Source organism: Micromonospora sp. NPDC005205 (assembly GCF_040608275.1).
In the GTDB taxonomy this organism is placed as follows: domain Bacteria; phylum Actinomycetota; class Actinomycetes; order Mycobacteriales; family Micromonosporaceae; genus Micromonospora.
Genome location: NZ_JBEXHV010000011.1, coordinates 1 through 21,812, shown reverse-complemented (window position 1 = coordinate 21,812; position 21,812 = coordinate 1). Strand labels below are relative to the sequence as shown.

23 protein-coding genes and 1 pseudogene are annotated in these 21,812 nt (G+C 70.4%); 14 read left to right on the top strand and 10 right to left on the bottom strand.

The genetic code is table 11. The features are described from left to right. The first annotated feature begins 25 nt into the window (after positions 1-25). The 3 genes from ABZU43_RS20385 to ABZU43_RS20375 all read left to right on the top strand — a co-directional run bounded on the left by ABZU43_RS20385 (position 26) and on the right by ABZU43_RS20375 (position 2,006). Positions 26-1,168, top strand: coding sequence for an LCP family protein (locus ABZU43_RS20385; protein ID WP_355008233.1), 1,143 nt, complete (start codon positions 26-28; stop codon positions 1,166-1,168). An 88-nt stretch (positions 1,169-1,256) separates the two neighbouring features. Next, positions 1,257-1,538 carry a F0F1 ATP synthase subunit epsilon gene (locus ABZU43_RS20380; RefSeq protein ID WP_355008058.1) on the top strand — a complete coding sequence of 94 codons (282 nt, stop codon included), beginning with the start codon at positions 1,257-1,259 and terminating at the stop codon, positions 1,536-1,538. Positions 1,539-1,550: 12 nt separating this feature from the next. Further along, positions 1,551-2,006, top strand: coding sequence for a DUF2550 domain-containing protein (locus ABZU43_RS20375; RefSeq protein ID WP_355008057.1), 456 nt, complete (start codon positions 1,551-1,553; stop codon positions 2,004-2,006). A 391-nt stretch (positions 2,007-2,397) separates the two neighbouring features. Here the strand turns inward: ABZU43_RS20375 and ABZU43_RS20370 are convergent, their stop codons facing one another. Beyond that, positions 2,398-2,970: a cob(I)yrinic acid a,c-diamide adenosyltransferase gene (locus tag ABZU43_RS20370; RefSeq protein ID WP_355008056.1), complete on the bottom strand. Its 573-nt coding sequence runs from the start codon at positions 2,968-2,970 to the stop codon at positions 2,398-2,400. On the opposite strand from ABZU43_RS20370, the gene murA reads away from it, so the two are divergent. Then, the gene (murA, locus tag ABZU43_RS20365; protein ID WP_355008055.1) at positions 2,969-4,411 is read left to right on the top strand and encodes a UDP-N-acetylglucosamine 1-carboxyvinyltransferase; all 1,443 of its coding nucleotides are present in this window, start codon (positions 2,969-2,971) and stop codon (positions 4,409-4,411) included. The genes ABZU43_RS20370 and murA overlap by 2 nt on opposite strands. Before the next feature lie 94 nt (positions 4,412-4,505). After that, a complete protein-coding gene (locus ABZU43_RS20360; protein WP_355008054.1) occupies positions 4,506-5,354 on the top strand; it encodes a 3-hydroxyacyl-CoA dehydrogenase family protein in 849 nt (282 codons plus the stop codon). A gap of 40 nt (positions 5,355-5,394) precedes the next feature. Here ABZU43_RS20360 and ABZU43_RS20355 read toward each other — a convergent pair whose 3' ends face one another. Both ABZU43_RS20355 and ABZU43_RS20350 read right to left on the bottom strand, forming a co-directional pair. Then, the gene (locus ABZU43_RS20355) at positions 5,395-6,240 is read right to left on the bottom strand and encodes an ABC transporter permease (RefSeq protein WP_355008053.1); all 846 of its coding nucleotides are present in this window, start codon (positions 6,238-6,240) and stop codon (positions 5,395-5,397) included. Then, positions 6,237-7,088, bottom strand: a complete 852-nt coding sequence (locus tag ABZU43_RS20350; protein ID WP_355008052.1) for an ABC transporter ATP-binding protein — start codon at positions 7,086-7,088, stop codon at positions 6,237-6,239. Before ABZU43_RS20350 ends, ABZU43_RS20355 begins: the two co-directional genes overlap by 4 nt. Before the next feature lie 151 nt (positions 7,089-7,239). Here ABZU43_RS20350 and ABZU43_RS20345 point away from each other — a divergent pair, with 151 nt between their 5' ends. Continuing rightward, a complete protein-coding gene (locus ABZU43_RS20345) occupies positions 7,240-9,246 on the top strand; it encodes a protein meaA (protein ID WP_355008051.1) in 2,007 nt (668 codons plus the stop codon). Between the two features lie 40 nt (positions 9,247-9,286). On the opposite strand, the gene ABZU43_RS20340 is transcribed toward ABZU43_RS20345, so the two are convergent. Continuing rightward, positions 9,287-9,583, bottom strand: a complete 297-nt coding sequence (locus tag ABZU43_RS20340) for a DUF1540 domain-containing protein (RefSeq protein ID WP_355008050.1) — start codon at positions 9,581-9,583, stop codon at positions 9,287-9,289. Positions 9,584-9,666: 83 nt separating this feature from the next. Then, on the bottom strand, positions 9,667-10,284 hold the full coding sequence (locus ABZU43_RS20335) for a DUF4126 domain-containing protein (protein ID WP_355008049.1): 618 nt from the start codon (positions 10,282-10,284) through the stop codon (positions 9,667-9,669). Positions 10,285-10,355: 71 nt separating this feature from the next. Here ABZU43_RS20335 and nucS point away from each other — a divergent pair, with 71 nt between their 5' ends. Beyond that, a complete protein-coding gene (nucS, locus tag ABZU43_RS20330; RefSeq protein ID WP_354943221.1) occupies positions 10,356-11,015 on the top strand; it encodes an endonuclease NucS in 660 nt (219 codons plus the stop codon). A gap of 8 nt (positions 11,016-11,023) precedes the next feature. Here nucS and ABZU43_RS20325 read toward each other — a convergent pair whose 3' ends face one another. Together ABZU43_RS20325 and ABZU43_RS20320 are read right to left on the bottom strand one after the other, a co-directional pair. After that, a complete protein-coding gene (locus ABZU43_RS20325) occupies positions 11,024-11,680 on the bottom strand; it encodes a class I SAM-dependent methyltransferase (protein WP_355008048.1) in 657 nt (218 codons plus the stop codon). An 80-nt stretch (positions 11,681-11,760) separates the two neighbouring features. Next, positions 11,761-13,257 (bottom strand): aldehyde dehydrogenase family protein, encoded by a 1,497-nt coding sequence (locus ABZU43_RS20320; RefSeq protein ID WP_355008047.1) that lies wholly within the window; start codon positions 13,255-13,257, stop codon positions 11,761-11,763. Between the two features lie 257 nt (positions 13,258-13,514). Between ABZU43_RS20320 and ABZU43_RS20315 the strand changes: the two genes are divergently transcribed. The 7 genes from ABZU43_RS20315 to ABZU43_RS20285 all read left to right on the top strand — a co-directional run bounded on the left by ABZU43_RS20315 (position 13,515) and on the right by ABZU43_RS20285 (position 20,015). Continuing rightward, the gene (locus ABZU43_RS20315; RefSeq protein WP_091405846.1) at positions 13,515-13,931 is read left to right on the top strand and encodes an FHA domain-containing protein; all 417 of its coding nucleotides are present in this window, start codon (positions 13,515-13,517) and stop codon (positions 13,929-13,931) included. Between the two features lie 89 nt (positions 13,932-14,020). Beyond that, complete coding sequence (locus tag ABZU43_RS20310; protein ID WP_355008046.1) at positions 14,021-15,082, top strand: alpha/beta hydrolase; 1,062 nt, start codon at positions 14,021-14,023, stop codon at positions 15,080-15,082. 125 nt (positions 15,083-15,207) lie between these two features. Beyond that, positions 15,208-16,998: a 3-hydroxybutyryl-CoA dehydrogenase gene (locus tag ABZU43_RS20305; protein ID WP_355008045.1), complete on the top strand. Its 1,791-nt coding sequence runs from the start codon at positions 15,208-15,210 to the stop codon at positions 16,996-16,998. Positions 16,999-17,039: 41 nt separating this feature from the next. Next, on the top strand, positions 17,040-17,534 hold the full coding sequence (locus ABZU43_RS20300) for a SigE family RNA polymerase sigma factor (RefSeq protein WP_355008044.1): 495 nt from the start codon (positions 17,040-17,042) through the stop codon (positions 17,532-17,534). After that, a complete protein-coding gene (locus ABZU43_RS20295) occupies positions 17,531-18,688 on the top strand; it encodes a hypothetical protein (protein ID WP_355008043.1) in 1,158 nt (385 codons plus the stop codon). Before ABZU43_RS20300 ends, ABZU43_RS20295 begins: the two co-directional genes overlap by 4 nt. An 11-nt stretch (positions 18,689-18,699) precedes the next feature. After that, positions 18,700-19,029 (top strand): hypothetical protein, encoded by a 330-nt coding sequence (locus tag ABZU43_RS20290; protein WP_355008042.1) that lies wholly within the window; start codon positions 18,700-18,702, stop codon positions 19,027-19,029. Positions 19,030-19,205: 176 nt separating this feature from the next. After that, positions 19,206-20,015 carry an alpha/beta hydrolase gene (locus ABZU43_RS20285; protein WP_355008041.1) on the top strand — a complete coding sequence of 270 codons (810 nt, stop codon included), beginning with the start codon at positions 19,206-19,208 and terminating at the stop codon, positions 20,013-20,015. Positions 20,016-20,059: 44 nt separating this feature from the next. Here ABZU43_RS20285 and ABZU43_RS20280 read toward each other — a convergent pair whose 3' ends face one another. The 3 genes and pseudogenes from ABZU43_RS20280 to ABZU43_RS20270 all read right to left on the bottom strand — a co-directional run. After that, positions 20,060-21,253 carry an AI-2E family transporter gene (locus ABZU43_RS20280; protein ID WP_355008040.1) on the bottom strand — a complete coding sequence of 398 codons (1,194 nt, stop codon included), beginning with the start codon at positions 21,251-21,253 and terminating at the stop codon, positions 20,060-20,062. Between the two features lie 14 nt (positions 21,254-21,267). Continuing rightward, positions 21,268-21,456: a DUF397 domain-containing protein gene (locus ABZU43_RS20275; protein ID WP_355008039.1), complete on the bottom strand. Its 189-nt coding sequence runs from the start codon at positions 21,454-21,456 to the stop codon at positions 21,268-21,270. Next, a pseudogene (locus tag ABZU43_RS20270) lies at positions 21,447-21,663 on the bottom strand (Scr1 family TA system antitoxin-like transcriptional regulator); the annotation flags it as partial. The gene ABZU43_RS20275 and the pseudogene ABZU43_RS20270, both read right to left, overlap by 10 nt. Positions 21,664-21,812: the final 149 nt, after the last annotated feature.

The following is a 21,812-nucleotide window of genomic DNA, read 5'->3' as shown; positions in this document are numbered from 1 at the left end:
CTCGTCGTGGGCGTAACGAACGGAGCTGCTCGTGGGTAAGGCCGGCAAGAGTGGCCGCAAGGCGTCCCTCTGGCGAGGTGTGCCGCGGTGGGCCAGGCTCTGCACGGTGTTCGGCACCGTGCTGACAGTGCTCAGCGGCGCCGTGCTGGTCGGCACCGAGGTGCTGATGGCCCGCTACGAGGGGTCCGTCGGCAAGGCCGACCTCTTCGGCGACCAGGCGGCGGGCGCCCAGGCGAAGAAGAGTGACATCAAGGGGCCGCTCAACATCCTGCTCGTCGGCATCGACCCGCGTACGCCGACGGCCGCGCCGCTGGCCGACTCGATCATGGTGCTGCACGTGCCGGCCTCGATGGACCGGGCCTACCTGTTCTCGCTGCCTCGTGACCTCTACGTGCGGATTCCCGCGTTCAAGAAGGCCGAGTTCCCGGGCGAGACCACGAAGATCAACGCGGCGATGTCGTTCGGCAGCAGGGTGCCGGGGGCCAACCCGGACGCGGCGCGGGGCTTCGAGTTGCTGGCCACCACCGTGCAGAACGTCACCGGCATCAAGCGCTTCGATGCCGGCGCGATCATCAACTTCACCGGTTTCCAGAAGATCGTCGACGCCATGGGCGGTGTCGACATGTACATCGAGCGCGACGTGAAGTCCGAGCACAAGCAGCCGGACGGCAAGCCGCGGCCGGGCAACACCCGTGGTGAGGGCTACGTCGGCCCGCAGGCGATCTACAAGAAGGGCAACCGGCACCTGAGTGGGTGGCAGGCGCTGGACTACGTCCGGCAGCGCTACCCGAAGAACGGCGTTCCGGATTCCGACTACGGTCGTCAGCGCCACCAGCAGCAGTTCGTCAAGGCGATGGTCGGCCAGGCGTTCAGCGCCGACGTGGTGTCCAACCCGATCAAGCTGGACAAGGTGCTCCGCGCCGCCGGCCAGTCGTTGATCTTCAACGGTCGAGGCAACAGCGTCGTCGACTTCGGGCTCGCCCTGAAGGACATCCGCCCGAACACCATCGAGATGATCAAGCTGCCCGGTGGCGGAGTCTTCGAGGGGCAGAAGTACCTGGGCGAGCAGTTCCAGGAAGGTGTGCCGGACTTCTTCACCGCCCTGCACAACGAGCAACTCGACCCGTTCCTGCTGGAGCACCCGGAATTCGTCAACAAGGCCAAGTAGTCAGGTCGGCGTTGTCCCCACCCGCGTTGGGCGCGCCGCATCGTCAGGCTAGACTTTCGGCAATCCGTAGCCGCAGCAAGGAGACAGCGTGGCACAGCAGCTTCACGTCGAGCTCGTCGCCGTCGAGGAGAAGGTCTGGTCCGGTGACGCCGAGATGGTCGTCGCCCGGACGACCGAAGGCGAGCTCGGTGTCCTGCCGGGGCACGCGCCGCTGCTCGGCCAACTCGCCGAGCCTGGTCAGGTGCGCATCAAGCTCGCCGGCGGCGAGCAGGTCGCCTACGAGGTGGCCGGCGGCTTCCTCTCGGTGAGCGCCGAAGGTGTCACAGTGCTGGCCGAGAGCGCAACCCCGGTCTCCGCGCAGAGCCGCTGAGCCACACCGGGGATGGAGATCGTCGAAGGATTCGGAATCGGCGTTGTCGTCATCCTCGGCGCGCTTCTGACCCTCTTCGTCCGGCGAGCTCTGGTCACCCGCAGCGGCGGCATCATCCGGCTCAGCGTCCGGGTCTCCACCATGCTCGACGGCCGCGGCTGGTCGCCCGGCTTCGGCCGGTTCGCCGGTGACGAGCTGCGCTGGTACCGGATGTTCAGCTTCGCGATCCGGCCCAAGCGGGTCCTCTCTCGCAAGGGGCTGGCCGTGGAGCGCCGCCGGTTGCCCGAAGGTCAGGAACGGTTCTCCATGCCGGCCGACTGGGTGATCCTGCGCTGTACCAGTCACCACGCACCGGTGGAGATCGCCATGGCGCGATCGACAGTGACCGGTTTTCTCTCCTGGCTCGAGGCCGCCCCTCCGGGGGCGGTCTCGCCGCGTATGGCCTCCCAGGACTGGCCGGCTGCCTGATCTGCTCTTCTGTGGTTGCTCTTCTGGGTTTCCGGGGGAGCCCGCCCGGCTCCGGGCGGTCAGGCTTGATCCCTGCGCCGGGCGGGCTCCCCCGGAAACCCCTTCGTAGGCACTGTCCGCCGTTCTGGCGCGGTTTTCAATCACCTGCCGTTACCTGAGAAAGTCGAGTCTCGCCTTCTCAGTGGCTGGGCGCGGGTGATCGACTCGGGTTTCTTGAAACCGTGGTGTCCTGGTGGCCAGGATGGCCCGACTTCATGGAACCCGAGTCGATCTAGACGATGACTCGCCCTGGCCTTGGTGGGGGTCGCCGGAGGACGAGTCGGTCTTGGCTACGCGTGGTGGCGGGCAGAGTGGGAACTCAGACCTCGACGTGGTGCGGAGCGCCCGACGTTCAGCGCTTGCCGCCCGGCACCCATAGCACGTCTCCTGCCGGATTTGCCGTTCTTGACAGGATAAAGAGCAGATCGGAGAGCCGGTTGAGATACTTTGCCGGGAGCGTGCTGGTTCGGTCCGGATCGTGGCTGACCAGCGCCCACGCTGCCCGTTCGGCACGCCGGGCGACGGTCCGCGCCACGTGTAGCAGCGCCGCACCTGCGGTGCCGCCGGGGAGGATGAAGGAGTCGAGCTTGCTCAGGCGTGCGTTGTACTCGTCGCACCAGCCCTCCAGGCGCTCGACGTACTCCTCGGTGACCCGCAGCGGCGGGTACTTCGGCTCCGGCTCGACCGGGGTGGACAGGTCGGCGCCGACGTCGAACAGGTCGTTCTGCACCGACCCCAGCACGCCGCGAAGCTCCTCGTCGAGGTTTCCCAGCGCGAGCGCGACGCCGATCGCCGCGTTGCACTCGTCGACATCCGCGTACGCGGCGATCCGCGGATCGGTCTTCGGCACCTGCTCGTTGTTGCTCAGCCTGGTCATGCCGGCGTCGCCGGCCTTGGTGTAGATGCGCGTGAGGTGGACGGCCATGACGCACAGCCTACGGATTCCCGACCTGACGATCCCGGCGCGGCCGGACAGCACCGCCGGCTGGCCGGTGGTGGTGGGCCCCGGCGACGCCGGCGATTCGACGGTCAACGATGTCGACGTCATCCGGGTACGCGGTGACGCCCGACTGTCCGGCACCGTGCACGTGGTCGGTGCCAAGAACTCGGCGTTGAAGCTGATGGCCGCCGCGCTGCTCGCCCCGGGCCGCAGCGTGATCACCAACGTCCCCCGGATCACCGACATCGCGATCATGGGGGAGGTGCTACGTCGGCTGGGCTGCGACGTCCAGTTCGACGCGGACGACCCGGTCGACCCGATGGTCGCCCGTGGCGGTGTGGCCCGGTCCCGGTCGGTGACGATCGACGTACCCGAGCAGCCGGGCGCGGAGGCCGACTACGACCTGGTCCGACGGTTGCGCGCGTCGATCTGTGTGCTGGGCCCGTTGCTGGCCCGCCGGGGGTACGTGCGGGTGGCCCATCCCGGCGGTGACGCGATCGGGTCGCGGGGGTTGGACATGCACATCTCCGGGCTGACCCGGATGGGCGCGGAGATCTCCGGTGAGCACGGGTTCGTCATCGCCTCCGCCCCGCACGGGCTGCGCGGCGCGGACATCGTGCTGGATTTCCCCAGCGTCGGCGCGACCGAGAACCTGGTGATGGCGGCGGTGCTGGCCCAGGGCACCACGATGATCGACAACGCGGCCCGGGAGCCGGAGATCGTCGACATCTGCACGATGCTCAACCAGATGGGCGCGCGCATCGTCGGCGCGGGTACGTCGACGTTGCGCATCACCGGTGTGCCCGGTCTGCGTCCGGTGCGCCACGCCACGGTGGGGGACCGGATCGTCGCCGGCACCTGGGCGTTCGGCGCGGCGATGACCCGCGGCGACGTGACGGTGACCGGGCTCGACCCGGCCTTCCTGGAGGTCGCCCTGGACAAGGTGGTGGCGGCCGGCGCGCTGGTGGAGACCCGGGGGGACGGCTTCCGCGTACGGATGGACGAGCGGCCCCGGGCGGTGGACGTGGTGACGCTGCCGTACCCCGGTTTCGCCACCGACCTGCTGCCGATGGCGATCGGGCTGGCGGCCGTCAGCGACGGCGCCTCCCTGATCACCGAGAACATCTTCGACGGCCGGTTCATGTTCGCCAACGAGATGATGCGGCTCGGCGCGGACATCAAGACCGACGGGCACCACGCGGTGGTCCGTGGACGGGGCCGGCTCTCCGGCGCACCGGTGCAGGCGACCGACATCCGCGCCGGCGCCGGGCTGATCATCGCCGGGCTGTGTGCGCAGGGAGTCACCGCGGTGTCCCACGTGCACCACGTGGACCGGGGTTACCCCGACTTCGTGGCCGACCTGCGTGCGCTCGGGGTGGCGGTCGAGCGGGGCACCACCCCGGAGGAACCGTCACTGGAGATCTGAGGCCCCACGTCCCGGCCCGACCGCCACTTAGCCATCGTTCAGGCTCGCCGACTAGGGTGCAGGCAGGCACTCAATCGCAGCGAGGGAGAAGCAGATGGCGGGTCGACTCGCGGTCGTCGGGGCCGGGTTGATGGGTTCCGGCATCGCCCAGGTGGCGGCGCAGGCGGGCTGGCAGGTGACGCTGCGCGACCTGGACGAGGCGGCCACCACCCGGGGTCTGGGCGGTATTCGGAAGTCACTGGAGAAGTTCGCCGAGAAGGGCAAGATCGAGGCGTCCGAGGTCGAGGCGACGCTGGCTCGGATCACGCCGACCACCGACCTGGAGGCGGCGGCGGACGCGGACATCGTGGTCGAGGCGGTCTTCGAGCGGTTGGAGATCAAGCACGAGGTGTTCCGCGCTCTGGACAAGATCTGCAAGTCGGACGCGGTGCTGGCCACCAACACCTCGGCGATCCCGGTCACCCAGATCGCCGCGGTGACCGAGCGGCCCGAGGCGGTGGTCGGCACCCACTTCTTCTCCCCGGTGCCGATGATGCAGCTCTGCGAGCTGGTGCGCGGTTACAAGACCAGCGACGCCGCGCTGGACACCGCGCGGGCCTTCGCCGAGGAGATCGGCAAGACGGTCGTCGTGGTCAACCGGGACATCGCCGGCTTCGTCACCACCCGGTTGATCTCCGCCCTGGTGATGGAGGCGGTCAAGCTGGTCGAGTCCGGCGTGGTGTCCGCCGAGGACCTGGACACCGCCTGCCGGCTGGGCTTCGGCCACGCGATGGGCCCGCTGGCCACCACCGACCTGACCGGCGTGGACGTGCTGCTGCACGCCTCGAAGAACATCTACACCGACACCGCCGACGAGAAGTTCTTCCCGCCGGAGCTGCTCCAGCGGATGGTCACCGCCGGCGACCTGGGCCGCAAGACCGGCAAGGGCTTCTACACCTACTGAGTTGTGGCGACCGGGGCGGGCGCCCGCCCCGGTCGGCCGCTCAGCCGTCGCGCTTGGTGGTCCAGCGGAAGGTGGTCAGGCAGAGCACCACGCCGATCACGCACCACAGGGCCAGCACCACTGCCACCCGGCCCAGCTCGAACGAGCCGCCCGGCTCCTGGGCGCCGAAGCTCTCCGGCAGGAACACCGACCGCAGCCCCTGGCACATCCACTTGAGCGGGAACAGTGCCGCCACCTGCTGCATCCAGGTGGGCAGGTCGGTGAAGACGAAGAACACCCCGGAGATGAACTGGAGCACCAGGGCCACCGGGGTGACCACCGCCGAGCCGCTGCGGGCGGTGCGGGCCAGCGACGAGATGGCAATGCCGCACAGGGTGCACGCGGTCACGCCGAGCACGGAGACCCAGCCGAAGGTGAGCCACTTCGCGGCGGTACCGGGCAGGTCGAGGTCGAACAGCGCCACCGCGAACGCCAGCAGCAGCGCCGTCTCGGCGATCCCGATCGCCACCACCATGATCACTTTGCCGGCGAACCAGACCCACTTCGGCATCGGCGTGCCCCGGTAGCGCTTGAGCACACCCCGGTCCCGCTCGATCGGGATCCAGATGCCCAGGTTCTGGAAGCTCACAGTCATCAGGCCGGTCGCGATCATGCCGGTGATGAAGTACTGGGTGAACTTGACCCCGCCGCCGATCGTGCCGTCGAAGATCGACGCGAAGATCAGGATCATGATGATCGGGAAGCCCATGGTGAAGACCACCGACTCCCGGCTGCGCAGGAACTGGGTGATCTCCAGTCGACCCTGGCGCAGGGCGAGCGCGCCGGCACCCGGCCGCCGGCCGCGGGTCGCGGTGACCGTCGTCGCCGGCTTCGTCGTGGTCGTCATCGCGCGTGTCCGATCATGGTGAGGTAGACGTCCTCCAGGGTCGGCCGGGTCACCGTGAGGCCGGGGACCTCGCCGCCGTGACGCGCGGCGAGGTCGGCCACGAGGGCCGTCGGCGTCGCGGTCTGCGCAAGTTCCAGCGTCCCGTCCGGGGTACGCCAGGAGACCGTGGCGAGGGCCTCCTGCCGATTGCCCAGCCGATTGGGCGCGGCGACCTCGACAAGTCGGCCACCGGCGATCACGCCGACCCGGTCGGCGAGAGCCTCGGCCTCGTCCAGGTAGTGGGTGGTGAGCACGATCGTGGTGCCGGCCGCGGCGAGATCGCGGATCAGCTCCCAGAACTCACGGCGGGCCTCCGGGTCGAACCCTGTAGTCGGCTCGTCGAGGAAGAGCAGCTCGGGGCGGCCGATGATGCCCAGGGCCACGTCCAGGCGGCGCTTCTGGCCGCCGGAGAGGGTGTGCGTGCGGGCTTTCGCCTTGTCGGCCAGCCCGACCCGCTCGATCACCTTTGCCGGGTCGTCGGCGCCGGGGTAGAAGCCGGAGAAGTGTCGGATCACCTCGGCCACTGTCAGCTCGTCGAACTCGCCGGTGCCCTGGAGCACGATGCCGACCCGGGAACGCCAGTCGGCGTCGGGGTTGGCCGGGTCCGCGCCGAGCACGGAGACCTCGCCGGCATCCCGGTGCCGGTAGCCCTCCAGGATCTCCACCGTGGTGGTCTTGCCGGCGCCGTTCGGGCCGAGCAACGCGAACACCTCGCCACGGCGCACGTCGAGATCCACGCTCGCCACGGCCACGTTGTCGCCGTACGCCTTGCGCAGCCCTCGGACGGAGATGGCCAGCTCGTCATCCATGACGTCAAGTGTGCGTCCTGGCAGCAACCGGTGGGTGCCCGGGGTGTGGCGGTCCGCGCCACAGCGGGGGCTTGGCACCCGGACGTCCCCGACATGGACCTGTGTGGTTTTCCACAGCTCCTTTTACTGAACGGTAACTTAGACTCCGGCCATGGATGAGACGCCATTCCCGGGGCGACTGCCCGAGCGGGACCGCCCGTGGGTGATGCGCACCTACGCCGGCCACTCGTCGGCCGCGGCGACGAACGCGCTCTTCCGCCGCAACCTGGCGAAGGGGCAGACCGGCCTCTCGGTCGCCTTCGACCTGCCCACCCAGACCGGGTACGACCCGGACCACGAACTCGCCGCCGGCGAGGTCGGACGGGTCGGCGTGCCGGTGGCTCACCTCGGCGACATGCGGGCGCTCTTCGACGGTCTCCCGCTCGCCGAGACGAACACCTCGATGACCATCAACGCCCCGGCGATGTGGCTGCTCGCCCTGTACGGCACCGTCGGGCTGGAACAGGGCGCCGACCTGGCCCGCTGCGCCGGCACCACCCAGAACGACATCATCAAGGAGTACCTGTCCCGGGGCACCTATATCTTCCCGCCGGCGGCGTCGCTGCGGCTCACCGCCGACGTGGTGGCGTACACGCTGCGCGAGATGCCCCGGTGGAACCCGGTGAACATCTGCTCGTACCACCTCCAGGAGGCCGGCGCCACGCCCGTGCAGGAGGTCGGCTTCGCGCTGGCCACCGCCGTCGCCGTGCTCGACGCGGTCCGGGACTCCGGTCAGGTGCCGGCCGAGCGGATGGGTGACGTGGTCCAGCGGATCTCGTTCTTCGTCAACGCCGGGGTGCGCTTCGTCGAGGAGATCGCCAAGATGCGCGCGTTCGGCGTGCTCTGGGACGAGATCACCCGGGACCGGTACGGGGTCACCGACGCAAGACTTCGGCGGTTCCGCTACGGCGTGCAGGTCAACTCGCTCGGCCTGACCGAGGCGCAGCCGGAGAACAACATCCAGCGCATCGTGCTGGAGATGCTCGGCGTGACGATGTCCCGCGACGCACGGGCCCGCGCCGTCCAACTGCCCGCCTGGAACGAGGCGCTCGGCCTGCCCCGACCGTGGGACCAGCAGTGGTCGCTGCGGATGCAGCAGGTCCTGGCGTACGAGTCGGACCTGCTCGAATATCCCGACCTCTTCGCCGGCTCGCACGTGATGACCGCACTCGTCGACGAGATCGTCACCGGGGCACGGGCCGAGCTGGGCGCGGTGCTCAAGCTGGGCGGCGTCGTCGCCGCGGTGGAGACCGGCTACCTCAAGAGCGCGCTGGTCGCGTCACTCGCCGAGCGGCGTCGGCGGATGGAGTCCGGTGCCGACGTGGTGGTCGGGGTCAACCGGTACACCGCTACCGAACCCTCCCCGCTGACCGCTGCCGGCGCGGGCTCCGTCGAGCAGGTCGACCCCGCGGTCGAGGCGGCCGCCGTGGACGGCGTACGCCGGTGGCGGTCCGACCGGGACGCGGCCGTCGTCGACGCGGCGCTGGCCCGGCTGCGCGCGGACGCCGCGACCACCGTCAACCTGATGCCGGCCACAGTGGAGTGCGTGCGGGCCGGGGTGACCACCGGCGAGTGGGCCGGCGCGCTGCGCCAGGTGTTCGGCGAGTACCGGGCGCCGACCGGGCTGGCCGGAGCTACCGGCGGCGGCGGGGAGCCGGGCCTCGCGGCGGTCCGCGAGCGGGTCGCCGCGACGGCACGGGAGCTGGGCAGTGGCCGGCTGCGGCTGCTGGTCGGCAAACCCGGCCTGGACGGGCACTCCAACGGCGCGGAGCAGATCGCGGTACGCGCCCGTGACGCCGGCTTCGAGGTCGTCTACCAGGGCATCCGGTTGACCCCGGGGCAGATCGTCGCCGCCGCTGTCGAGGAGGACGTCGATCTGGTCGGGCTCTCCGTGCTCTCCGGGTCGCACCTGGCCGCCGTGCCGGCGGTGCTCGACGGGCTGCGCGCCGCCGGCCGGGCCGACCTGCCGGTGGTGGTGGGCGGCATCATCCCGGCCGGTGACGCGGAAACCCTCCGCGCGGCCGGGGTCGCCCGGGTCTTCACCCCGAAGGACTTCGCCCTCACCGGCATCATCGACGACCTGGTGACCGTCATCCGTCGCGCCAACGACCTGCCCTGAACGAAGGGCCGTCTCGGGCAGGTCGTCGGCCCGGCGTGGGTCAGCGGCCGGTGTAGGTCATGCAGTCCGCCATGTCGTTGTCCGGGCCGACCCTGATCGACGACGCGTGGCACTCCAACTGCTCGTTGTGCCGGCAGTCGGCGCGCTGGCAGGCCCCCACCTGCGCGATCAGGCTCTCCACGCCACCCCGGACGGGCGACTCGACGAAGGTGTGGCAGTGGGCGTGATCCATGCTGCCGATGGTGATCGCGAAGGCGTGGCAGTCACCCGACTGGTTGTACGCGCATGCGGCGACCACGCATTCCTGGACTCGGGGCATCTCCAACGCTGCGGTCATGCCGACCTCCTCTGGGCTCTTGCCCCGATACTAGGCTTTTGTCGCCCCGTGCAGCCCTGGTATAGCGGGCCGCCGATCACACGTCAGACGCGGAAGCCGGCGGCGCGGGCGGCCTCCCGTTCGCGGCGTCGATCAGACCGACGACGGAAGAACCAGAAGGCGAAGAACGCCAGGCCGACCAGGGCGACGAGCACCAGCACCGGCAGGATGATCGCCACCAGGGAGACCACCACGCTGGTGGCGTCCTCGGCGGTGCTGGCGACCGGAGCGCCGATTCCGGCGGTGGTCGCGTTGATCACGGGCCGGGCCGCGGACTTGAGCAGATGCACGCCCAACGCCAGCAGCACGCCGGTGACGACCGGCACCCACTGGTGCGACGAGAAGAAGCTCCCCGGGTCGCTGACCGTCACCGTCTCCGACGAGGAGCCGGCACCGAAGGCCAGGCCACCGGCGGTGGGTCGGACCACGGTCTGCACCACGTCGTTGATGTGGTCGACCACTGGCACCTTGTCCGCCACCATCTCCACGGCGAGCAGCACGGCCATGATGGCGATGACCCAGCCGTTGCCGAGCCAGGTCCAGCCGCTGGGCAGGTCGATCAGGTCGGTGTAACGGCCGAGTAGGCCGAGGATGAGCAGGGGTATGTAGGCGTTGAGCCCCGCCGATGCGGCGAGACCGGTGCCGGTGAGGACTTCGAACACGGTCTCAGCATCGCATCGACGCGCCAGTGCCGCTCGCTGGCGACCGGTGGGTGCTCGGCTACCCTCGTCGGGTGCGGTTGGTCATTGCGAAGTGCTCGGTTGATTACGTCGGACGGCTCTCGGCTCACCTGCCGCTGGCCACCCGGTTGCTGATGGTGAAGGCGGACGGGTCGGTGTCCATTCACGCCGACGACCGGGCCTACAAGCCGTTGAACTGGATGAGCCCGCCGTGTCGGTTGGAGGAGGCCCCCGGTGTGTGGCGGGTCGTCAACAAGGCTGGCGAGGAGCTGCGGATCACCCTGGAGGAGATCTTCCAGGACACCTCGTACGAGTTGGGTGTGGATCCGGGCCTGCGCAAGGACGGGGTGGAGGCGCACCTACAGGAGTTGCTGGCCGCCAACCCGGGCACCCTGGGCGAGGGGTTCACGCTGGTCCGCCGTGAGTACATGACGGCCATCGGCCCGGTCGACCTGCTGTGCCGCGACGCCAACTCGGGCTCGGTGGCCGTCGAGGTCAAGCGACGTGGCGACATCGACGGCGTGGAGCAGTTGACCCGCTATCTCGAGCTGATGAACCGTGACCCGCTGCTCAGCCCGGTCGTCGGGGTCTTCGCCGCCCAGGAGATCAAGCCGCAGGCCCGGGTGCTCGCCACCGACCGGGGCATCAGGTGTGTGGTCGTGGACTACGACAAGCTGCGCGGCATCGTGAAGGACGAGCTGACCCTCTTCTGACCGGCGTACTACCCGGTGCGCACCGCGATCAGCGACTTCGGCAGACCGAACACCCGCTCCACAAGCATTGTCGAGTCGGGGAAGTAGTGACGCATCTGCGAGCGGTCCAACAGCTCGGTCCAGAGCACCTGGTGGATGGCGGCGTCGTGGCTGCGGGTCGGCTTGTGCCCCAACGGCCAGCGTCGGGCGAACGCGGTGCGCAGTCGTACCGGCAGGAACTGCATGCCGGGCGCGATCCAGTGTGGCTCGATGGGGAAGTAGCGGTAGGGCGTCTGCACCCAGTGCCGGTCAGCCAGTGAGCGGACGGCGGCGGCGAAGCGGATCCGGCGTTCGTGCCCGCCCACATGCTCCAGCACGGAGTTCGAGAAGACCAGGTCGTAGCCGCCCTTGGTGAGGTGCGAGGGCAGGTCGCAGGCATCGGCCTGCTCGACGTGGGCCCAATCCGGGACGACAGCGGGCGGCTGCTCCAGGTTGACGACTGTCACCCGGGCCGGTCGGACGGTGGCGCGGTGCCAGGTGCCGAGCCGACCACCGAGGTCGACCACGTGCATGTCGCCGATCTCGGGAAAGGTGCGCGCCAGCCAGTCCGAGCGGTGCCGACGCCGTCGGGCGCTCCACGACTGGTCACTGTCGACAAGGCGGTAGCGCAATCGATTGGGGCCCATCTAACGCAATGTACCGCCGTGGCCACAGTGACCAAACATGTGGATGCACCGATCTTCGTTGATGATCGGTTATCTGACACTCACCTGCCGTACATGACCTTGATGGCCTTGACGAGTCGGGCCACGTCGGCCGGGGTGCGCTCGAAGGTCATCGAGGGCAGCAGCGACCGGGCCCGACGCCTGGTGATCGCCTTGGCCCGACCGAACTCACGCAGGCCGTCCTCCCCGTGGATCCGCCCGAAGCCGGAGTCGCCGACACCGCCGAACGGCAGGGTGGACATGCCGGCGAAGGTCAACGTGGAGTTGATCGACGCCATCCCGGAGCGCAGTCGCCGGGCGATGGCCACCGCGCGCCGCCGGCCGAAGACCGAACCCCCGAGGCCGTACGACAGGGCGTTGGCGCGGGTGAGGGCCTCGTCGGCGTCGCGGACCCGGCTGATGGTCAACGTGGGACCGAAAGTCTCCTCGCGGACGGCGGCCGACTCCTCCGGAACGTCCACCAGCACGGTGGGGTGGACGTACGGCGGCTGTACGGCGCTCGGGCCGCCGAGCACGGCGCGTCCGCCGGACGTGATCGCGGCGTCGATGTGCCGACGGATCACGTCGATCTGCTTGGGCATGGTGATCGGGCCGATGTCGGTGCCCTCCGGCCCGACCGTCAGCCGACCGGCGCGGCTCACCACCTTGTCGACGAAGGCGTCGAAGACGGCGTCGACCGCGTACACCCGCTCGATGCCGATGCAGGTCTGGCCGGCGTTTGTCATGGCGCCCCAGACGCACGCCTCGGCGGCCGCGTCGAGGTCGGCGTCGCTGTCCACGATCATGGCGTCCTTGCCGCCGCCCTCGATGAGCACCGGGGTCAGCGTCTCGGCGCAGGCGGCCATCACCTTGCGGGCGGTGGCGGTGGAGCCGGTGAAGGCCAGCTTGTTGACGCCGGAGCGGCACAGCGCCGCGCCCACGTCGCCCAGCCCGTGCACGGCGGTGAAGACCGGCTGCTCGGGCACCACCTCGGCGAAGCTGTCCACCAGCCACTGGCCGACGGCAGGGGTGTACTCGCTCGGCTTGAGCACCACGGCGTTACCGGCGGCGAGGGCGTACGCGGCGGAGCCGATCGGCGTGAAGACCGGATAGTTCCACGGCCCGATCACGCCGACCACGCCGTAGGGCTGATATTCGAGATGCCCGGAGAACTCGGCCAGGATGAGCCGGGACCGCACCCGACGTGGACCGAGCACGCTGCCGGCGTTGCGGGCGGCCCAGTCGATGTGCTCGATCGCGGTGACGATCTCGACGATGGCGTCGGCGATCGGCTTTCCGCCCTCGACGTGCACCAACTCGGCCAGCTGCTCGATGCGCTTGGCGAGCAGGGCGCGCCAGCGCAGCATCCGCTGGCGGCGGCCGGTGAAGCCGAGGCCGGCCCACCATTCGCCGGCGGCGCGGGCGCGGTCGACGGCCTGCCGCACGTCGGCGTCGGTGGCGACCGTGAGGCGTCCGGCCTCAGCGCCGGTCGCCGGGCTGGTGGAGACCAACTGACCCGCATCGATGACCGGAACGCCCGGGATATGCACTGCCGTCATGGCGGAAGTCTAGACCCGAGGATTACTCACCGGTAGGGTGCCCGATTCGAGGCTGGGGGAGCGGCGTCGCACCAACCCGACCGATCGTTGATCAGTGCAGGTCAGGGCGTTGGTATCGGAAATGGCCCGCCCGAATCGTCGAACGGCAGGTGGCCGGGAGGTGACGAGAGGCTGACCGGCCGGTCGGTATTGACGACTACCGTCTGATGGCAAGCTGACGCGCGGAGTGACGGTGTGGGGTGGAGGGCTGACTGTCCATGGAGGAACATCCGGAACTGATGCCGCTGTTGACGGTCGCGGGTGGACCGATGCGCGGCGCGAGCTTTCGCATGCGAGCCGAGATACAGGTGATCGGCCGAGCGCCGACCGGTCAGGTTGTCATCAACGACCCACACCTGAGCCGTCGCCACGCCGAGGTGTGGCTGGCACCGGAGGGCCCGTCCCTGCGGGACCTGGGCTCCACCAACGGCACCTGGCTCAACGACCGGCGGATCACCGAGGTGGAACGACTCTCCGACGGTGACGTGATCCGGCTGGGCCGTACCGAACTGCGCCTGTTCGACCCAGGGGTGGCGCTCACCGACCCGGTGGGGCTCAGCTTCGGCCCATCCCGACGCGACGTCCGACCGACGCTGCCGCTGCCGCTGGCCGCGCCGCCGGGCTCGCGTCGCTGATCGCCTGGCGGCCTGCCACACCGGGTAGGCCCGTTGGGTGGCGGTCCGACACCTGGACCGACGGGGACACCCGTGGCACCATGCCGCGGATGGAGACCGAGCAGCGGACCGTGACGGCGAACGGCATCACTCAGGCGGTACGGGTGGCCGGCCCGCCGGACGGCACGCCGGTGCTGCTCATCCACGGCAACTGCTCGTCCGCGCTGTTCTGGGAGCCGCTGGTCCGCCGTCTGCCGCCGACGCTGCGGGTGGTCGCCCCCGACCTGCGGGGGTACGGCGACACCGCGACCGCCCCGGTCGACGCCACCCGGGGCCTGCGGGACTTCGCCGACGACGTGGCCGCACTGCTGGACGACCCGACGCTCTTCGACACCGACGCGCGACCGGTGGTGGTCGGGCACTCCCTCGGCGGCGGGGTGGCGATGCGCCTGCTGGTCGACCATCCGCACCGGGTGGGGGCGTTGCTGCTCGCCGCGCCGGTCTCCCCGTACGGTTTCGGCGGCACCCGGGACCTGACCGGCACGCCGACCACCCCCGACTTCGCCGGCACCGGCGCCGGCACGGCGAACCGGGACTTCGTCGCCCGCCTGGCGGCCGGTGACCGGAGCACTGACGCGCCGGCCAGCCCGCGCGCCGTGCTGCGAGCCACCTACGTGGCCGACCCCGCCTCGCTGGGCACCGATGAGGAACTGCTGCTGGACACAGTGCTCTCCACCGCCACCGGCGACGACAACTACCCGGGCACGGCAGTGCCGTCGGAGAACTGGCCGGGCACCGCGCCGGGGGAGCGCGGGGTGCTCAACGCGCTGGCGCCGACCTGGTTCCGGCTCGCCGACGAGCTGGTGGCCGTCGCCGAGAAACCGCCGGTCACCTGGGTACGCGGAGACGTCGACGTCATCGTCTCGGACACCTCGCTCTTCGACCTGGCGTACCTGGGTTCGCTGGATCTCGTGCCCGGCTGGCCCGGCGCGGACGCCTGCCCACCGCAGCCGATGGTCGGCCAGACCCGGGCGGTGCTCGACCGGTACGCGGCGGCCGGCGGCGCGTACCACGAGGTGGTGCTGCCCGGCTGCGGGCACAGCCCGCACCTGGAGCGCCCCGCGGAGTTCGTCGCGGAGTTGTTGGCTCTGACCAGCGTGGCGGCCGGGTAGCGGCACCGCTGGGTCGTGGGTGACATAGGCCACGGCGTCTCGACAACTCACCGTCACGTGGCAGACTCGCGCGCATAACCTTAGCGGCCGTTCAGTGGCCGTGCGGAGTCCTGGGGAGGCCGGTCGTGGCGCGCGAGTTCAGCACCGTTGGTGTGGTGGGGCTGGGCACCATGGGTGCCGGCATCGTCGAGGTCTTCGCCCGCAACGGCATCGACGTGGTGGCAGTGGAAATCTCGGCACCGGCGCTGGAGCGCGGCCGGGCCACCCTGAAGGGCTCCACCGACCGGGCGGTCGCCAAGGGCAAGCTCGCCGAGGCGGACCGCGACGCCCTGCACGAGCGGGTGCACTTCGCTGTCGGGCTGGACGCGCTGCACTCCGTCGACCTGGTCATCGAGGCGGTGCCCGAGCACCTCGACCTCAAGCAGCGGATCTTCGCGGAGCTGGACCGGGTCTGCCGACCGGAGACGATCCTCGCCACCAACACCTCGTCGTTGAGCGTCACCGAGATCTCGGTCGCCACCAGCCGACCCAACCAGGTGATCGGCATCCACTTCTTCAACCCGGCCCCGGTGATGAAGCTGGTCGAGGTGGTCCGCACCGTCGTCACCGCACCCGAGGTGGTCGCCGACGTCGAGGCGCTCTGCGCCCGGCTCGGCAAGGTCGACGTCACCATCAACGACCGGGCCGGCTTCATCGCCAACGCGCTGCTCTTCGGCTATCTCAACCACGCGGTCAGCATGTTCGAGTCGCACTACGCGACCCGGGAGGACATCGACGCCGCTATGAAGCTCGGCTGCGGCCTGCCGATGGGCCCGCTGGCGTTGATGGACCTGATCGGCCTGGACACCGCGTACGAGATCCTTGACACCATGTACCGGCGCGGCGGGCGGGACCGCCGCCACGCCCCGGTGCCGCTGCTCAAGCAGATGGTGACGGCGGGGCTGCTCGGCCGGAAGTCCGGCCGGGGCTTCTACACCTACGAGCGGCCCGGCTCCCCGGTGGTCGTACCGGATGGGGCGACGCCGCCGGCCACCGACGCCGCGCTCGCCGACGGCGCGCGCGCCATCGCGAAGGTCGGCGTGGTCGGCTCCGGAACGATGGCCACCGGGATCATCGAGGTCTTCGCGAAGGCCGGCTACGAGGTCGTCTCGGTCACCCGCGGCATGGAGAAGTCCGCGAAGGTCTGCGAGGCGGTGAAGACCTCGCTCAACAAGGGCGTGGTGCGCGGCAAGCTCACCGAGGCCGACCGGGACGCCGCACTGGGCCGGATCAGCTGGTCCGCCACGCTCGACCATCTCGCCGACGTCGACCTGGTGGTCGAGGCGGTCGTCGAGGAGTTGAGCGTCAAGAAGGCCCTCTTCGCCAGCCTCGACGAGATCTGCAAGCCGGGTGTGGTGCTGGCCACCACCACCTCGTCGCTGCCGGTGATCGACGTGGCGATGGCCACCCAGCGTCCGGCCGACGTGGTGGGGCTGCACTTCTTCAACCCGGCCCCGGTCATGCCGTTGGTCGAGGTCGTCCGCACCATCCGCACCTCCCCGGAGGCCACCGCCACCGCCCGCGCCGTCTGCGCCGCGCTCGGCAAGACCGGCGTGGTCTGCGGCGACCGGTCCGGCTTCATCGTCAACGCGCTGCTCTTCCCGTACCTGAACGACGCGGTGAAGATGCTGGAGGCCAGCTACTCGACGGCCGACGACATCGACCACGCCATGAAGTTGGGCTGCGGCTACCCGATGGGCCCGTTCGAGCTGCTCGACGTGGTCGGGCTGGACGTCTCCCTGGCCATCCAGCGCGAGCTGTACCTGGAACTGCGTGAGCCGGGCTTCGCGCCCGCGCCGCTGCTGGAGCACCTGGTCACCGCCGGCTACCTGGGCCGCAAGACCCGCCGCGGCTTCCGCGACCACTCGCACCGCTGAGCGGTGTCAACAGTGCGCGCCGGTGACGGCGTCTGAGTGGTGTGACCTTCGAGGAATACGTCAGCAGTCGCGGGCCGGCGCTCGTCCGGCTGGCCCGACTGCTGACCGGTGACGAACACCGGGCCGAGGACCTCACCCAGGACGTGTTGGCGCGCGCGTACGTGCACTGGCGGAAAATCTCCCGTGCCGACCACCCGGACGTCTACGTGCGCCGGATGATCGTCAACGCCAACACCTCCTGGTGGCGCCGCCGGTCCAGCCGGGAGTTGGCCACGGCCGAGTTCTCCGACCGGCCGGGGCGCGGGGACCTGGGTGGCGATGCGGCCGACCGGGACGAGATGTGGCGGCTGATCCTCGGCCTGCCCGACCGGCAGCGCGCGGTGCTCGTGCTGCGCTACTACGAGGACCTCGACGACTCGAGTATCGCCCAGATTCTCGGCTGTTCCCCGGTCACCGTCCGCACCCACGCGATGCGGGCGCTCAGCCAGCTGCGGGAGCGCCACGGCGTTCCCACGACGAACGGGAGCCGGCCGTGACCGACCTCGACGAGCGGATCGCACGGGCACTCCGTGAGCAGGCCGACGGGCCCGTGGACACCGACAGCCTCTTGAAGGCGGCGGTGAACGGGGGACGGGCCCGTCGGCGGCGACGGCGCGCCGTCATCGGGGCGGCGCTCGGCGTCGCGGTGCTGCTCGGGGCCGGTGTGGCAGTGCGTACGCCGTCGGCTGCGCCTCCCCAGCCGGCCGTGACACCCAGCCCGGTCGTGGTCACGCCGCCCCGGGCACCGGGGGTGCCGGGGGCAGCGGAGCGCCCAGCCCTGATCGGCACGGACCCACAGGTGCTGCACTTCGGGGTCGATCCGACAGCGGCGGAGCCGGTCGCCTGGCGCTCCGCGGGCCAGGTCGAGAGCATGCGAGTGGACCTGGGTGGCGGCGTGCAGGCGATGGTGATCGTTGCCGCTGACCCACGGACGGTCGAGACCGGTGACCCGAGCCAGCTTCGTGACATCGGCCCCGACAAGGCCACCGTCACCGGCGACAGGGATCTCGCCCCGCCCCGCCGGGACGTCGATGCCGCATCGAGGTACAACGGGGTGATACGTCAGCTCGACAGGGTCGCGAAGGGTTGGGTGCTGCGCTGGCAGCCCGTTCCGGGCCTGTACGTCCGGGTCGCGGCTCTCGGGGAGACCAGCGCCGAGGTCCGCCGGGCGGCGGCGGCGCTTCGGTTCGACGAAGCCCGCCGCTGTGTCGCGCCGATACAACTGACCGCCTTGCCCCCGGGTGCCCGGATCAGCGCGTGCGACGTGGCGGTGCGGCAACTGTTCTGGCCCCGCGTGGTGAATGTGGCGGGAACCACGACGCCTACGCAGATGCCCTTCGTGGCCTCGGATCACACCGAGGCGGCGTTGACAGTCGCTCTCAAGGGCGCGGCGACCTTGCCGGTACGGCTCGACTACTCACCGCGCCCATCCTCGCCCGACCGGGCCAAGGCCAAGGCCAACCGCGAGATCGCCGGCCGGCCGGTGTTCGACATGGGCGACTTCTGGCACGTGCTCGGAATTCCGAACACCCTGCTGTCTCTGGGGTACGAGAACCGCTGGGAACGGTCGCCCACGGACGCCGAGGTCAGCACGGTCATCGGCGGGCTCCGGGTCGCCGACGACCTTGGCGAGCCGGCCAGCTGGGAGTGACCGTAACCTTGGTGACTGTGAGCCCCCGTCGCAATCGCCCTCGCCGGGACGACAACGCCAACCTGGACGCCGACCGCGTCCGGCAGGGCGTCGCCTCGGTCCAGCAGTGGACCGACGGTGCCTGGCAGGTACGCGGCATCGGCGCCGGGGCGTCGGTCAAGACGTACCGCTGCCCCGGTTGCAACCAGGAGATCCCACCGGGGGTGGCGCACCTGGTCGCCTGGCCGGCGGACGGCCTGGGTGACCTGACCGACCGGCGGCACTGGCACAGCGGTTGCTGGCGGGCCCGGGAGCGGCGCGGCCCGGCGGTGCAGCGGGGCCGGAGCTCCCCGCGCTACTGAACGACCGGGCCCGGGGCGCTGCCACGCTGGACCGAGCCGACTGCCCCGGGGCGCTGCCGTGCCCGGGGTGAGCCGACCGCCCGGGTAAGGGCTCGGGAGCCTGCCCGATAGCGACCTGGGTCACCCTGTTCGTGCCTGGGCGGGCGGCGGCGGCGACTTCGCGACAGACTTGGGCGGTGAGCACAGCGATCCGCGCGTCGTCGATCCTCCCCGGCCGCCGGGAGGACATCGAGCTGCACACCGCCGACGGTCTTCGGCTGGTCGGTGAGCTGGCCCTGCCGGCCGACCGGCCGCCGGTGGCCACCCTGGTCTGCCTGCACCCGCTACCGACCCACGGCGGAATGATGGACAGCCACGTGTTCCGCAAGGCGGCCTGGCGGTTGCCCGCGCTGGCCGACCTGGCGGTGCTGCGGTTCAACACCCGGGGCACCAGCAGCGTGCGCGGCACCAGCGAGGGAGCCTTCGACGGCGCGGTGGGCGAGCGGTACGACGTGGCCGCCGCCATCGAGTACGCGGAGTTCGCCGAGCTGCCCAACATCTGGCTCGTCGGTTGGTCGTTCGGCACCGACCTGGCGCTGAAGTACGGCTGCGACCCGGCGATCGCCGGGGCGATCCTGCTCTCCCCGCCGCTGCGCTTCTCCGCCCCCGAGGACCTGACCACCTGGGCCAACTCGGGTCGGCCGTTGGTGGCCTTGGTGCCGGAGTTCGACGACTACCTGCGCCCCACCGAGGCGCGGGAGCGGTTCGCCGCCGTGCCCCAGGCCGAGGTGGTCGGGGTGCCGGGCGCCAAGCACCTGTGGGTGGGCGACGCGGAGACGGTGCTCGACGAGATCGTCCGGCGGGTCAACCCGGCCGTCGAGGTGCCGCTTCCGACAACCTGGGACGGCCCGATGGAGTCCGGCGACGTCAGCGCGTACGCCGACCGGACGGTGGCCGCCTTCGCCGACACCCCCGTGCCCGGCCCGGCCTCCACCAAGGCGGACTGACCAGAGGGCCCGAGGGCCCGGCCGCCGGTCAGGCGGGCTGACGCTCAGCGGCGCTCCTGGCGGGGCAGCACCACCTCGCGCAGGATCAGTTGCAGCGCGGCCACCGTGGGGATGGCGATCAGCGCGCCCACCACACCCAGCAGCGCCACTCCGAGCAGCGCGGCCAGCAGGGCGGCCACCTCGTTGACCTCCACCGAACGCCGCATCACCTTCGGGTAGACGAGGTAGTTCTCCACCTGCTGGTAGATGAGGAAGAAGACCGCGCAGGCGATGCCGGTGGGCAGGTCGGCGGCGAAGCCGACCAGGCTCACGATCACCGCGCCCAGGGTGGCGCCGATCTGCGGGATCAGGTCGGTCACCGCGACCACCACGGCCAGCGCGAACGGGTACGGCAGGTCGACGATCAGCGCGAAGACGAAGGTGGTAGCGCCGGCCAGCACCGCGATGCTCAGCGCGCCGACCATGTACGAGCCCACCTTGGCCAGGATCTCGTCGCCGATCAGCTGCACCCGCTGCCGCCGCGACCGGGGCACCAACGAGTAGCCCAGCGAGCGCAGCTTGTCGAAGTACGCCAGGAAGTAGATGGTCAGCACCAGCACGGTCAGCGTCCGGAACACCGTGCCGAAGATCAGTTGCGCGCCGCCCAGCACCCCGCCGAGCGCCCGTCCGACCGTCTCCGCGTTGGCCGCGCCCTGCACCCGCTCCACCACGTCGTACCGCTCCACCAGGTCATTGACCGTCGGGTTGCGGCGCAACTCGTCGAGCAGGCTCGGGATCTGGTCGATGAACTGCCCCGACTGCGTGATGATCGGTGGGACCAGCGCCACGATGCCGCCGCAGAGCAGCAGCACCACCGTCAGGGCGACCGCCGCCACCGCCAGGCCGTGCGGCACACCCCAGCGGCGCAGTCGGACCACCGCCGGGTTGAGGCCGACCGCGAGGAAGAGCGCGATCACCACCAGCACGAGGATGCCGCCGGCATTGCGAATCCCCAGATAGAGGGTGTACGCCAGCAGCACGCCCAGCGCACCGGTGAAGCCGAGCAGGAAGCTGCTGCGGCGCAGTGGCCGCCCGGGTGTGCCGAACTTCCCGGACGGGACCGCCGGCGGCTCGTCCAGGTCGACCCCCGGGACGGGAACCGGCACCGGCGGCGGAGCCTCAGCCGGCTGTGGCGTCTTCGGCGGCCGGGGATTGGGGGGCATGTCCGGGTCGTCGCCGGACGGGTCGTGCTGCGGCATCAGGACCTCCCGGCTCAGGCAGTCGGCTGACGGGCGACGGCCACGAACGCCCGCCACGCGGCGGGCGCGAACACCAGCACCGGACCGGCCGGGTCCTTGCTGTCCCGCACCCCCACGACCCCCGGCAGATTGTCCGCCACCTCGACGCACTCTCCGTTGCCGCTACGGCTGGACGTGCGCCAGAGCGCGCCGATCAGGTCCATGAGGTCACAACTTCCTTCATCAGTTCGATCGACTGGCGGCGAGACAACGCAGCGTTTCTGATCATCTCCCAACGCGCCAGCAGCGTAGCCACCTCATGGTCGCCATCGACCACGAGACCGTCAATCTGATGACTCCATGTGCCCCACCCAACCACCGTCGGCGCCTCGGGCCAGATTGAACGGTCCGGAAAGGCCGACGTGCAGCCCGGTCTCGGCCGCACCCCGCCGACCCGCAGATCTTGGACACTTTTCGTCACGCCATGACTGTCGTGTCCCGAGACATGTGTCAAGGGGAAGTCCCGATAGATGTGTCATGTGTTGTTGATCAGGCTGCTCGGGTGAGGGTGGTGTAGGTC